Origin of the sequence: Kribbella koreensis (assembly GCF_039525325.1) — a bacterium.
In the GTDB taxonomy this organism is placed as follows: Bacteria; Actinomycetota; Actinomycetes; order Propionibacteriales; family Kribbellaceae; genus Kribbella; species Kribbella koreensis.
In genome coordinates, this window is record NZ_BAAAHK010000019.1 from 136,537 (window position 1) to 149,414 (window position 12,878).

Genomic DNA, 12,878 nt, shown 5'->3' on the forward strand with positions numbered 1-12,878 from the left:
CTTCAAAACTACTTCAGTGGGACTACTTCTGGAAAGCTGCCAGGAAGTGTTTCAGGCCGGCCGGGTCAAGATCCGGGGTGTAGGCCGCATAGTGCGGCTGGTTCCATCCAGACGCGCCGAACGGGAGATAGGTTCCACCGGCCTGCTGGACCAGGAGCTGGCCGGCGCAGATGTCCCAGGCGTTGACCGAGAACCCGACCGCCGCGTCGGCCCAGCCGGCCGCGACGTGCGCGAGGCTGAGCGCCGCGCTGCCCGGGCGCCGCAGGGTTCCGTACGCCGTCACCAGCCCGCCGTACGCCGCCAGGCCCGCCGGCCCGTCCTGCACGACGTCGCGTGCGCTCGGGTAGCCGCTGAGGATGGTTGCCTCGGCCTCCTCGCCCGGACCCGAGGACCGGATCAGGTTGCCGTTCAGCGACGCGCCGGACAGGTCGGCGGTGAAGAGGTTGCCCGCCATCGGGTCGAGGATCGCGCCGGCCACGATCCGGCCGTCGAGGACCGCGCCGATCGACGTACAGAAGAAGGCGAGTCCGCGGGCGAAGTTCGCCGTACCGTCGATCGGGTCGACGTACCAGGTGACCTCGCCGGAGCCCTGGTGGGCGCCGTCCTCCTCGCCGACGACGGTGCTGTCGGGGAAGCGCTTGGTGAGCAGCTCCGAGATCGCCTCCTCGGCCCGGCGGTCGTGCACGGTCACCGGGTCGTGCTTGTCGCGCTTGAACTCGACGTCCATCCCACCGCGGAAAGCGGTCCGCAGATCGTCGGCAACGAGCCGGGCGGCCTCGGCCGCGGTGGCGGACAGCTCCTGGGACAGGGCAACGGCTTCAGAGGGCATGGGGATCAACCTATCCGAGGCCATGTGGAAGGCTGCTGGACAGACGAGCGAAGGGCGTGAGGCGCATGACGAAGAACTGGGCAGGCAACATCACCTTCTCGGCGGAGGTCCGGTCGCCGCGCACGGTGGCGGAGATGCAGGAACTGGTACGGCTGTCCGATCACGTCCGCGTGCTCGGCAGCGGGCACTCGTTCAACCGGATCGCGGACACCGACGGCACGCTGGTCTCGGTCGCCGCCCTGCCCCGGATCGCCGCCCTCAACCCGGACGGCACCGTCACGATCGCGGCCGGCCTCCGGTACGGCGAAGTGACCGCGTACCTGCAGGACGAAGGCCGGGCACTCCACAACCTCGGCTCCCTGCCACACATCTCCGTCGCGGGGGCCTGCTCGACCGGTACGCACGGTTCCGGCGACACCAACCGCCCACTCGCGGCCGCCGTCACCAGCACCACCTTCATCGCCGCCGACGGCGAGCTCGTCACCCTCACCCGCGACGACGCCGATTTCCCCGGCTCGATCGTCTCGCTCGGCGCCCTCGGGGTGACCGTCGAGCTGGAGCTGGAGACGCAACCGTCGTACGAGATCAGCCAGGTCGTGTACGACGGCCTGCCGGTCGAGCGCCTCGGCACCGACTTCGAGGAGATCTTCTCGAGCGCCTACAGCGTCAGCGCCTTCACCGACTGGGTCGACCCCGACGTGATGGTGTGGCGCAAGATGCTCGCCGGTACGCCGTACGAACCGTCCTGGCTGGGCGCCCGTCTGGCCGACGGTGCCCGCCACCCGATCAAGGCGATGCCCGCCGATTTCGCCACCCAGCAACACGGCGTCGCCGGCCCCTGGAACGAACGCCTCCCGCACTTCCGCCTCGAGTTCACCCCCAGCAACGGCGAAGAACTCCAGTCCGAGTACTTCGTCCCACGAGCCGCCGCCCCGCAAGCCTTCGAACAACTGAAGTCCCTGGGCAACCTCATGGCCCCCGTCATCCAGATCTCCGAAATCCGCACCATCGCCGCCGACAACCTCTGGCTCAGCCCAAGCCAAGGCCGCGACACCGTAGCCCTCCACTTCACCTGGATCCAGGACGAGACAGCCGTCCGCCCGGTCGTCGCCGCCCTCGAAGAAGCCCTCCTCCCGCTCGGCGCCCGTCCCCACTGGGGCAAGGTCTTCACCGCAGACGCCACCACCCTCCGCGACTGCTACCCCAAGGTCCCCGACTTCATCGACCTGGCCGCCAAGTACGACCCAGAGGGCAAATTCCGCAACGACTACCTGAACACCTACCTGCCGAAAGAGCGGTGAGGACAGGCGGGCGATCTACCCGCCTGAGTTCTGAGCTGTTGACGGCCCAGTTGTCCTGACCTACCTTTTGTCGAAACGCTTCGTCGAAGCGTTTCGACGAGGAGGCTGGGATGGCGACCATGACCGATGTCGCCCGGCGTGCCGGAGTGTCGGTCAGCACGGTGTCGTACGTGCTCACCGGGACCAGGCCGATCTCCGAGGCGACCCGCGAGAAGGTGCATGCGGCGATGGCGGAGCTCGGTTACCAGCCGAACGCGATGGCGCGGGGGCTGGCCAGTCGGCGGAGCAACATCATCGGGTTGTTGCTGCCGCTCACCGGGCGTGGGCTGGGGGCCACCGAGACGGCGTTCGTCACGGGGGCGACGGAGGCGGCGCGGGAGGCTGGGTACCACCTGATGTTGTGTTCGGTCGGCACGGACGACGCCGACGAGCTGCAGACGCTGGCGACCCAGCGGTTGCTGGACGGGTTTCTGGTGATGGAGGTTCAGCTGGAGGATCGGCGGGTGGAGCTTCTGCGCGAGTTGGCGGCTCAGTTCGTGCTGATCGGCCGGACCGCGGAGCCGGCCGGGCTCGCCTGTGTGGACATCGATTTCGAGCAGACCGTCGACGACGCGGTCGCGCACCTGGTCGGGCTCGGGCACCGGATCATTGCCTATGTCAACCATTCGGAAGCCAGTCTGGCCGGGGGATACGGGCCGGCGAAGAGGACGGCCGCGGCGTTCGAGGCGGCGTTGGAACGGCACGGGATCACCGGCGTGATGGTGCCGAGTGAGGACACCGCCAGCGGGGGCAGGCGGGCGATCGGTACCGCCCGTGAGCTGTGCCCGCGGCTGACCGGCGTACTGGTGATGAACGAGAACGCGGCGCTCGGGATCCTGGCCGAGTTGCGTGAGGCGGCGCTCGACGTGCCCTGGGACGTGTCGGTGGTGTCGATGGTGACGTCGGCGGCCGTCGCCGATCTGGCCAGCCCTGCCCTGACCGCGATGACGTCGCCGGGCGCTGCGGTCGGGGCAGCGGCGACCCGGGTCCTGCTCCGGCGGCTCGCCGACGGCGACACGTCGACGTACCAGGAGTTGTTGCCCTGTGTGCTGGAGGTCCGCGGTACCACCGCCGAATCCAGAAGGAACAAGAAGAAGTAGTGAGTGTCCGCCGCCGCGCTGCAACGCGACGACGGACTGAGGAACCACCGGACAGACACCCGTTCAAAGGAGTACACCCATGCGGTCTCCCCGCACCATGATCTCAGTGGGGGCGGCGATCGTCTCGCTCGCCCTCGTCCTGGCCGGCTGCAGCAGCGGCGACGACAGCGGGGCCGGCAGCGAGACCGGCACCCTCAAGCTGTGGCACTACGAGAGCGCGAACGGCGCGATGGGCAAGGCCTGGGACAAGGCCATCGAGGTGTTCAAGACCGAGCACCCCGGCGTCACCGTGCAGTTCGAGCGCAAGGCGTTCGAGCAGATCCAGCAGAACGCGTCGATGATCCTCGCCTCCGACCAGGCGCCGGACCTGATGGAGTACAACAAGGGCAACGCCACTGCCGGCCTGCTCAGCTCCAAGGGCCTGCTCACCGACCTGAGCGACGAGGCCGCGAGCCGCGGCTGGGACAAGGCACTCAGCCCCAGCCTGCAGACCACCGCCCGGTACGACGAGAAGGGCGTGATGGGGTCGGGCAACTGGTACGGCATCCCCAACTACGGCGAGTACGTGATGGTCTACTACAACAAGGCCCTCTTCAAGCAGTACGGCGTCGCCGTGCCGAAGACGCTGGACGAGATGACCGCCGCGATGGACACCTTCGTCGCCAAGAAGGTCACGCCGCTGGGAATGGCCGGCGCGGAGTACCCGGCCGGTCAGCTGTACTACGAACTCGCGCTGTCCAAGGCCGACCGCTCCTTCGTCGACAACTACCAGCTGTACAAGGGCAGCGTCGACTTCAAGGCCGACCCGCTCAAGTACGGCGCCGACACCTTCCGCGACTGGGTCCAGAAGGGTTACATCTCCAAGCAGTCGGCCAGCCTCAAGGCCGAGGACATGGGCACCGCGTTCATCGCCGGCAAGACGCCGATGATCGTCAGCGGTTCGTGGTGGTACGGCCGGTTCGCCAGTGAGATCAAGAAGTTCGACTGGGGCACCTTCCTGTTCCCCGGCAACAAGCTGAACGCGGGCTCGTCCGGCAACCTCTGGGTGGTCCCCGAGCAGTCGAAGAACAAGAAGCTGGCTTACGACTTCATCGACATCACGATGCGGCCGGAGATCCAGACCATCATGGCCAACAACGGCGGCGTCCCGGTCAAGGCCGACCTGGCGCAGGTGACGGACCCGAAGAACAAGGAGCTGATCGCGAACTTCGACGCGATCACCAAGTCCGACGGCCTGGCCTTCTACCCCGACTGGCCGGTCCCCGGGTACTACGACGTGCTGGTGGCCGGCGGCCAGTCGCTGATCAACGGCTCCAAGAACCCTGACCAGGTGCTCGCCGACCTCGGCAAGGCCTACGACCAGGGTGTCCAAGAAATCAAGAACGGATGACCAGGGGCAAGGCAGGTTACTGGTGGTACCTGCTGCCCGGGGCCATCGCCTTCACCGCCGTCGTCGCGGTCCCGTTCGGCGCCAACCTGTACCTGTCGCTGACCAAGTGGTCGGGGATCGGCGATCCGCGCTGGATCGGGCTGGACAACTACGACCGGCTGCTGCACGACGACGTCTTCTGGACGTCGTTCCGCAACACCGCGGCGATGGTGATCGCGATGGTGGTCGTCCCGACGCTGATCGGGCTGGTGCTGTCGGCCACGTTGTTCGACGTGATCGGCCGCCGGTTCGGGCAGAAGACGGCGTCCTTCCTGCGGGCCACCTTCTACCTCCCACAGGTGCTGCCGGTCGTCGTGGCCGGCATCCTGTGGGGCTGGCTGTTGCGTCCCGACGGCGCCGTCAACGCCGTCGGCAAGGCGATCGGCCTGGGTGAGCACGACTGGCTGGGTGATCCGAAGACGGCGCTGCCGATGGTGATGTTGGTGATGATCTGGGTCCAGATCGGCTATCCGGTGGTGATCTTCATGGCCGCGCTCCAGCGGGTCGATCCCGACCTGTACGAGGCGGCCGAGATCGACGGCGCCGGCTGGTTGCGCCGGTTCCAGGCGATCACGCTGCCGCAGATCCGGCCGGAGACCTTCGTCGTCACGCTGACCTGCACGATCGCCGCGCTGAAGGTGTTCGGCCCGATCTGGGCGCTCACCCGCGGCGGTCCGAACAACGCGACCACAGTGCCGTCGTACTTCGCCTACAACGCCTTCTTCAACAAGCTCCAGGTCGGGTACGGCGCTGCCGTGGCGACCGCGCTGACCCTGGTGATCGTTGCCGTCAGCATCGGATTCCTGAAGGTCCAGGGGAGGGCCGAGTCATGACCACGCTGACCCTGGCACGCTCCCGGGTGTCTCGCAAAGATCCCGACCGGTACAAGCAAGGCGCGGCGCGCTGGGTGGTGCTCGCGCTGGTCGTGCTCACCGCCGCGCTGGTACTCGTGCCGTTCGCGGTGATGGTGATGAACGCCTTCAAGTCGCCCGCCGACTACTCGGGCAACGGCCCGCTGGCCTGGCCGGAGTCGTTCCAGCTGGACGGATTGAAGACGTACTGGCAGCAGGTGCACTTCGAGGGCAAGCTGCTCAACTCGATCATCATCTCCGGCTCGGTCGCGGTGCTCGGCGTCGTCCTGTCGCTGCTGAACGCCTACGCGCTGGGCGTCGGCCGGGTCCGCGGCCGGATGTGGATCGTCGCGCTCTTCCTGCTGGCGAACATGATCCCGCAGGAGGCGCTGGTCTATCCGCTGTACTCGATGGCGAAGTCGCTCGGTCTCTACAACAGCCGGCTGAGCGTGATCATCATCTTCACCGTGATCCAGAGCGCGTTCGGGACGTACCTGCTCGCATCCGTGCTCGGTACTTTCCCGAAAGCGCTGCTGGAGGCCGCCGCGCTGGACGGTGCCGGCCGCTGGACGACCTTGTGGCGAGTGGTCGTACCGACCGTCCGGCCGACCCTGTCGGTACTGCTGATCTTCTTCTTCATCTGGACCTGGAACGAGTTCTTCATCCCGCTGGTGATGCTGATCGACAACAGCACCCAGACCGTCCCGCTCGCCCTCGCCTCGTTGCAGGGCGACCGGCTGATGGACGCCACCACCACGAACGCCGGGGCGCTGATCAGCCTGCTCCCGACGGTCGTGTTCTTCCTGATCTTCCAGCGCACCCTGACCCGCGGCGTGACCGTCGGCGCGGTCAAGTAGAGAGGCAGTGGATGAAATTCACAGACGGCTACTGGCAGCTTCGCCCCGGCCTGACCCGGCTGCGCCCGGCCGCGGTCGAGAGCGTCGAGACCACCGAGCGGTCACTGGTCGCCTATGCGCCCGCGAAGCTGATCGTCGGCCGCGGGGACACGCTGAACCAGCCCCTCTTCACCGTCACCGTCAGCTCGCCCGCGGCCGGTGTGATCGGCGTCCGGATCCAGCATCACAGCGGGGGAGTACCACCGCGGCCGGCCTTCGGGCTGACGGCCGAGGACGGGCATCCGGTCAAGATCGAGGTGGACGACGAGGTGGCCCGGCTGACCAGCGGCGACCTCACCGCGGTACTCCGGCTGGACGGGCCCTGGGATCTGCGCTTCGAGCGCGACGGCAAGGTGCTGACCGGCTCCTCGGCGCGCAGCATCGGCCTGATCACCGACTCGGCCGGCCGGCACTTCCTGCACGAGCAACTCGCGCTCGGGGTGGGCGAGACCGTCTACGGCCTCGGCGAGCGGTTCGGCCCGCTGGTGAAGAACGGCCAGGTCGTCGACATCTGGAACGCCGACGGCGGTACGTCGAGCGAGCAGGCGTACAAGAACGTCCCGTTCTACCTGACCAGCGCCGGGTACGGCGTACTGGTGGACACCCCGGCGAAGGTGTCCTTCGAGGTCGGTTCGGAGGTGGTGGCGCAGAACCAGTTCAGCGTCGAAGGGCAGGAACTGAGCTACTACGTCATCGGCGGGCCGGAGCCCAAGGACGTGCTGCGCCGCTACACGGCCCTCACCGGGCGTCCCGCCCGGGTGCCCGCCTGGTCGATGGGGCTGTGGCTGTCGACCTCGTTCACCACCGACTATACCGAGGAGACGACGAGCAGTTTCGTCGCCGGGATGGCCTCGCGCGACCTGCCGCTCAGCGTCTTCCACTTCGACTGCTTCTGGATGCGCCAGTTCCACTGGTGCGACTTCGTCTGGGACCCGGTGGCCTTCCCGGATCCGGCGGGCATGCTGGCCCGGCTGAAGGAACGCGGCCTGAAGATCAGCCTGTGGATCAACCCGTACATCGCGCAGCGGTCGGTGTTGTTCGAGGAAGGGCGGCGGCTCGGCTACCTGCTCAAGCGACCGGACGGCTCGGTCTGGCAGTGGGACCTGTGGCAGGCCGGGATGGCGATCGTCGACTTCACCAACCCGGCCGCGACCGCGTGGTTCCGGGCCAAGCTGCAGGTGCTGATCGACCTCGGCGTCGACTGCTTCAAGACCGACTTCGGCGAGCGCATCCCGGTCGAGGACGTCGTCTGGCACGACGGCTCCGATCCGGAGCGGATGCACAACTACTACCCGTACCTCTACAACAAGGCAGTCTTCGGGCTGCTGGAGGACAACCGCGGGGAAGGCGACGCCGTCCTGTTCGCGCGCTCGGCGACCGTCGGCGGACAGCAGTTCCCGGTGCACTGGGGTGGCGACTGCGAGTCGACCTTCGAGGCGATGGCGGAGTCGCTGCGGGGCGGCCTGTCGCTGGCGTCGTCCGGCTTCGGCTACTGGAGCCACGACATCGGCGGCTTCGAGGGAACGCCGGACGCGGCCGTCTTCAAGCGCTGGGTGCCGTTCGGGCTGCTGTCGTCGCACTCGAGACTGCACGGCTCGGGTTCGTACCGGGTGCCGTGGGCGTTCGACGAGGAGGCGGTCGACGTACTGCGTCGTTTCACCAAGCTGAAGATGTCGCTGATGCCCTACCTCGCCAGGGTCGCCGAGGAGGCCCACACCGACGGCACACCGATGATGCGCCCGATGGTGCTGGAGTTCCCGGCGGATCCCGGCGTCGCCTATCTCGAGCGTCAGTACATGCTCGGGCCCGACCTGCTGGTCGCGCCGGTGATGAGCAAGGACGGCGAGGTCCGGTTCTACCTGCCCGAAGGCACCTGGACCCACCTGCTGACCGGCGAGCAGTTGGCCGGCAGCCGCTGGGTCACGCAGACTCACGGCTTCGACAGCTTGCCGGTACTGGTCCGTGAAGGCGCCGTGATCGCGATCGGCGCCGTCGACGACCGCCCGGACTACGACTGGGCCGACGGGGTCGAGCTGCGGTGGTACACCCCCACCGAGGGGCAATCGGCTCGCGTCCGTCTCCCCGGGCCGAACGGGGAGACGGCCGCGGTCATCGAGCTGACTCTTGCCGATGGCGAGGCGACCGCCCGGGTCGTCGAGGGGACTTGCGAGCGGTTCACCGTCACCGTTCGAAGGTGAGGCTCTCGAGCGCGATGGCGGCGCTGGAGAAGACCGCATAGAGAGTGTGCACCCCGCTCGCGGCAGCGAGCGGGGTGCCGCTGTCTACCCAGGTGTGGCGATCGCCGGTCGGCGGAACCTGCACGGTGCCGAGCAGCAGACCGTGCAGTGGATCGTCGAGCCGCAGCTCGATCGTCCCGCCGTCGAGCTCAGCGGCGACCTGGGCGATGCAGCGGGTCGCGCCGTCGTCCAGATCCACGTCCTCGAAGGCGAGCCAGGCACCGGCCTCCAGCGAACGCACGGCATCGCCGTACTCCGGGGTGGTGTCGGTCATCGTCATCGAGCAGTAGTCGTCGAAGGCCGTCGCCGCGAGCGGCGCGGTGAAGATCGCCCGCGCTGGGATCGACTCTCCGGCGACGTCGAAGGAAGCGGTGAGCCGGGTGTCCGTGGCGGATCTCCCGATCAGCACGCTGTGCCGGGCCGTCTCCACACACCGCCGGTTCCGGGTGACGTCCCAGAAGCCGAGGTCGGTGGCTTGGAGCCGGAACTGCACCTCGACACTCTCACCGGCGGCCAGCGCGACCTGCTGGAAATCCCGGAGCTGACGCAGCGGCTGCTTGGCCCGGGATCGCTGCTGATGGGTGTAGAGCTGGACGACCTCGCGGCCGGAGCGAGTGCCGGAGTTCGTGACGGTGAGGCTCACCAGCAGTTCACCGTCGGCCGGTACGGAGGCCGAGCTCAAGCGCAAACCGGAGTACGTGAAGGTCGTGTAGCTCAGGCCGTGCCCGAACGGATAGAGCGGGCGGCCGCGGAAGTACAGGTACGTCGAGTCGGTGGCGACGATGTCGTAGTCGAGGAGATCCGGCAGGTCGGCCGCCGATCGGTACCACGTCTGCGGTAGCCGGCCGGCCGGGTCCGAATCGCCGAACAGCACGTCCGCGAGCGCCCGGCCGTACTCCTGCCCGCCGTGGGCCGACCAGAGCAGCGCGGGCAGGTGCTGATCTGCCCACTCGACCGAGAACGGGTAGCTGCTCGACATCACCAGCACCGTTCGCGGGTTGGCCGCGTGCACGGCACGGACCAGCCGGTCCTGGGCGGCCGGTAGATCCAGCTCGGCCCGGTCCTCGGTCTCCCGCCCGTTCACCAGCGGGTGGTTGCCCACGACAACTATCGCGACGTCCGCGGCGGCCGCCAGCTCAGCGGCCCGGGCGGCGCCGTCGATCAGGGTGACGAGCTCGAACACGGTCGCCGAGGCCACCTCTTCGGCGGTCGCCGTCGCCGCGCCGTCCGTCAGCTCGACGAAACGGCCGCTGTGGCGATGCCGCAGTACGGAGGTGGTCTCGCTCGTCGCGATCAGGTCGAACGTCTCCTTGACCTCCCACGTGCTGGGCCCGGGGTGATCGGCGACGAGCGAGCCGGTGCCGGTCACCGTGACGTAGGAGCCGGTCTCGACCGATCGCAGCGTCCAGGCCCCACCGCCCCAGTCGAAGAGGTCGAACGCGCCGGTATCGCCGATCCCGACCGACTTGTCCTGGCCGGCGCCGAGGCAGCCGGCGTCGGTTCGCAGTTCGATCCGGTCGACGCCTTCGCAGTAGTCGACCGCCTCGGAGCCGAGCCGTTCGATCAGTCCGGCCCGAGCTGTGATCCGGTAGGGGAGCGTGCCCGAGTACCAGTCCTCGAACAGGGTGTCCGCCAGCGGTCCGACGACAGCGACCCGCTTCGTGGTCGTGGTGCTCAGCGGCAGGACCTGGCATTCGTGTTTGAGCAGCACGATCGACTGCCTGGCCGCGTCCTGGGCCAACTGACGATGCGCCGGGCAGCCGACGACGTCCGCCGCGGGAGCGCCGTACGGATTCAGCTCGACCGGATCGAACTCGCCCAGCCGGAACCGGATCGCCAGCGCGTGCCGGACCGCCAGGTCGACGTCCGCTTCGCTCAGCTTGCCCTGGGCCAGTGCGTCGGTCAGGTGCCGGGTCGACGGACCGGCGTCGCTGTCGTCCTGGGTGATGCTGTCGACGCCCGCGCGGAGCATCGCGGCGTACGCCGTCGGCTTGTCACCGAAGTACTGCTGCAACTCGACCAGGTTCGCGGGGGCGCCCGCATCGCTGACGATCAGGAGGTCGTCCTCGGTCCAGGTGCGGACCAGCTCGTTGATCAGTGGGCTCAGATGGGCCGGACGGCCGTTCACCAGGTTGTACGACGGCATCATCGCGACCGCCGCGCCGGCCGCGATCGGCGCCCGGAAGGCCGGTAGCTCGTAGTCGTGCAGCACCCGTGGCGGCAGGTTGCTGGAGGTCGTACAGCGGTCCGTCTCGTTGTTGTAGGCAAGGAAATGCTTGAGCGTCGGCGCGGTCTTGAGGGTCCCCTCGGCGTCACCGGTCAGGCCCCGCCCGTAGGCGACGGCCAGTACGCCGGTGAGCCACGGATCCTCCGAGTAGCCCTCCTCGTTGCGCCCCCAGCGCGGGTCGCGCAACGGATTCACCACGGGCGCCCAGACGTTCAGGCCGACGCCGGCCGGATCCTCGTGGTGGAAGCTACGGACCTCGTCGCCGACCGCGGAGCCGACGGCGCGGACCAGCTCGGGATTCCAGCTGGCGGCAAGACCGACGGCCTGCGGGAAGACCGTCGCCGGACCGAGCCAGGCCACGCCGTGCAGCGCCTCCGTGCCGGTCCGGAAGGAGTCGAGGCCCAGCCGCGGGACGGCCGCCTGATGCTGGTGGAGCAGGCCGAGCTTCTCGGCCGGAGTCAGCCGGCCGAGCAGATCGCCGATCCGCTCCGGCAGCTTCCGGGCCGGATCGCGGAACGGCGGAAGGGGTGAGCGTGGCGGCGGATTGCTCATCGGGATCGGGCTCCGGGATGCGTTCGGCCGTCTGCCGACGGGAGTGGTGTCGAAGCGCTTCGACAATGCGTCGAACGCCTGGCCGGCTCCGACTGGACATCGAAGCGCTTCGATGGATTGACACAGAGGGTTGCACCCTCCACGCGGACGGTCAAGATCTCAGCCGGGACGGACGACCGGTAGCCGGCCCGAGTCGAGCTGGTCGAGCGAGCGGGCGACCGCGCCGATCGCCGTCGCGTCGTGGCCGAAGGTCGAGGCGACGACCTGGCAGCCGCCGGCCTCGGGCGCCAGGGTGCCGTCGATCAGTTCCTTCTCCACGGCCGGTACCAGCCAGCGGCCGAGGGCGGCGTACGAGCCACCGAGGATGACGAACTCCGGGTTGAGGATGTTCGCCAGCCCGCAGACGCTCTGGCCGAGCAGCGTGCCCACCTCGGTCAGCACGTCGATGGTGGCGGTCTCGCCGGCCTCGGCGCGCCTGACCAGCTCGTCTGTCCGCGCCTGTGGGTCGGTGTCGGGCGACTCGCTCGCGTCGAGCCGGGCCAGGATCGCCGGGATGCCGGCGACGGCCTCCAGGCAACCGTGCCGGCCGCAGCCGCACAGCGGTCCGTCGGCCCGGATCCGCAGGTGCCCGATCTCGCCGACGTAGCCGAGGTTGCCGCGCAGTGGTCGCCCGTCGCAGATCACTCCCGCGCCCACCCCGGTCTCACCGGACAGCAGGATGAGGTTGGCGCTGCCCGCGTACGGCCCGTAGCGGTGCTCGGCCAGGGCGCCGAGGTTGGCGTCGTTCTCGACCAGCACGGGGAAGGCAGGCCGGCCGAGTGCCGCGACCAGGTCTTTGCGCAGCTCGAGATCACGCCAGCCCAGGCCGGCCGCCAGGACGACGACGCCGTCCCGGTTGACCAGGCCGGGTACTCCGACCGTGACGCCGAGGACGTCGCGTCCGGACGCGTGCACGGCAGCGATCGCCCGCCGGGCCAGGGTGGCCAGTGCGGCGACGGCCTTGGCCGGACCCGCGTCGGCTCCCGGGCCGGTCCGGTGCCAGCGAAGCAACTGCCCGCCGGCCGAGTCGTACGCGATCGCCGTCAGGCCGCGGGCGCTGATCTCCATCCCGATCGCCGCGTAGGCCGAGCCGTCGAGGACGAGCAGGGTGGCCGGCCGGCCGACGTGGTTCTGGGTCTGCTGCGTCTCCCGGACCAGCCGGCGGTCGATCAGGTCGCCGACGATGCTGGTCACGGTCGCCTTGTTCAGGCCGGTCCCGGCCGCGATCGCCGCCCGCGAGCAGGGGGAGTTGGCGCGCAGGAATCCGAGCGCCACAGCCAGGTTGGCGGCCCGGACGTCGGTGTGGTCCGCGGTCTGATTCGTCAAGGTCTGTCCTGTTCGGCTCGGCTGGGGCGGCACCGCCCTGGCTCAGTTCTAC

The 12,878-nt window shown here is 68.8% G+C and carries 9 protein-coding genes; 6 read left to right on the forward strand and 3 right to left on the reverse strand.

Features of this window, described 5'->3' with window-relative positions; all coding sequences use genetic code 11:
* Positions 1-22: 22 nt before the first annotated feature.
* Positions 23-829 (reverse strand): inositol monophosphatase family protein, encoded by an 807-nt coding sequence (locus ABD116_RS34735; RefSeq protein WP_343980460.1) that lies wholly within the window; start codon positions 827-829, stop codon positions 23-25.
* A gap of 65 nt (positions 830-894) precedes the next feature.
* On the opposite strand from ABD116_RS34735, the gene ABD116_RS34740 reads away from it, so the two are divergent.
* The 6 genes from ABD116_RS34740 (at position 895) to yicI (ending at position 8,643) form a co-directional block, all read left to right on the forward strand.
* Positions 895-2,130, forward strand: a complete 1,236-nt coding sequence (locus ABD116_RS34740; RefSeq protein ID WP_343980464.1) for a D-arabinono-1,4-lactone oxidase — start codon at positions 895-897, stop codon at positions 2,128-2,130.
* Positions 2,131-2,240: 110 nt separating this feature from the next.
* Positions 2,241-3,269, forward strand: a complete 1,029-nt coding sequence (locus ABD116_RS34745; protein WP_343980467.1) for a LacI family DNA-binding transcriptional regulator — start codon at positions 2,241-2,243, stop codon at positions 3,267-3,269.
* 79 nt (positions 3,270-3,348) lie between these two features.
* Positions 3,349-4,659, forward strand: coding sequence for an ABC transporter substrate-binding protein (locus ABD116_RS34750; protein ID WP_343980470.1), 1,311 nt, complete (start codon positions 3,349-3,351; stop codon positions 4,657-4,659).
* Positions 4,656-5,531 carry a carbohydrate ABC transporter permease gene (locus tag ABD116_RS34755; RefSeq protein WP_343980473.1) on the forward strand — a complete coding sequence of 292 codons (876 nt, stop codon included), beginning with the start codon at positions 4,656-4,658 and terminating at the stop codon, positions 5,529-5,531. The genes ABD116_RS34750 and ABD116_RS34755 overlap by 4 nt, the downstream gene beginning before the upstream one ends.
* Positions 5,528-6,406: a carbohydrate ABC transporter permease gene (locus tag ABD116_RS34760; protein ID WP_343980476.1), complete on the forward strand. Its 879-nt coding sequence runs from the start codon at positions 5,528-5,530 to the stop codon at positions 6,404-6,406. Before ABD116_RS34755 ends, ABD116_RS34760 begins: the two co-directional genes overlap by 4 nt.
* A gap of 11 nt (positions 6,407-6,417) precedes the next feature.
* Positions 6,418-8,643, forward strand: coding sequence for an alpha-xylosidase (yicI, locus tag ABD116_RS34765; RefSeq protein ID WP_343980479.1), 2,226 nt, complete (start codon positions 6,418-6,420; stop codon positions 8,641-8,643).
* On the opposite strand, the gene ABD116_RS34770 is transcribed toward yicI, so the two are convergent.
* Both ABD116_RS34770 and ABD116_RS34775 read right to left on the reverse strand, forming a co-directional pair.
* Positions 8,627-11,461, reverse strand: a complete 2,835-nt coding sequence (locus tag ABD116_RS34770; protein WP_343980482.1) for a glycoside hydrolase family 3 C-terminal domain-containing protein — start codon at positions 11,459-11,461, stop codon at positions 8,627-8,629. The genes yicI and ABD116_RS34770 overlap by 17 nt on opposite strands.
* 159 nt (positions 11,462-11,620) lie before the next feature.
* Positions 11,621-12,826 carry an ROK family protein gene (locus ABD116_RS34775; protein ID WP_343980485.1) on the reverse strand — a complete coding sequence of 402 codons (1,206 nt, stop codon included), beginning with the start codon at positions 12,824-12,826 and terminating at the stop codon, positions 11,621-11,623.
* Positions 12,827-12,878: the final 52 nt, after the last annotated feature.

Coding starts and splice junctions, on each gene's coding strand:
- ABD116_RS34750 (WP_343980470.1), top strand. CDS start 3,349: ATGCGGTCTCCCCGCACCATGATCTCAGTGGGGGCGGCGATCGTCTCG.
- ABD116_RS34760 (WP_343980476.1), top strand. CDS start 5,528: ATGACCACGCTGACCCTGGCACGCTCCCGGGTGTCTCGCAAAGATCCC.
- ABD116_RS34735 (WP_343980460.1), bottom strand. CDS start 829: ATGCCCTCTGAAGCCGTTGCCCTGTCCCAGGAGCTGTCCGCCACCGCG.
- ABD116_RS34745 (WP_343980467.1), top strand. CDS start 2,241: ATGGCGACCATGACCGATGTCGCCCGGCGTGCCGGAGTGTCGGTCAGC.
- yicI (WP_343980479.1), top strand. CDS start 6,418: ATGAAATTCACAGACGGCTACTGGCAGCTTCGCCCCGGCCTGACCCGG.
- ABD116_RS34740 (WP_343980464.1), top strand. CDS start 895: ATGACGAAGAACTGGGCAGGCAACATCACCTTCTCGGCGGAGGTCCGG.
- ABD116_RS34755 (WP_343980473.1), top strand. CDS start 4,656: ATGACCAGGGGCAAGGCAGGTTACTGGTGGTACCTGCTGCCCGGGGCC.
- ABD116_RS34770 (WP_343980482.1), bottom strand. CDS start 11,461: ATGAGCAATCCGCCGCCACGCTCACCCCTTCCGCCGTTCCGCGATCCG.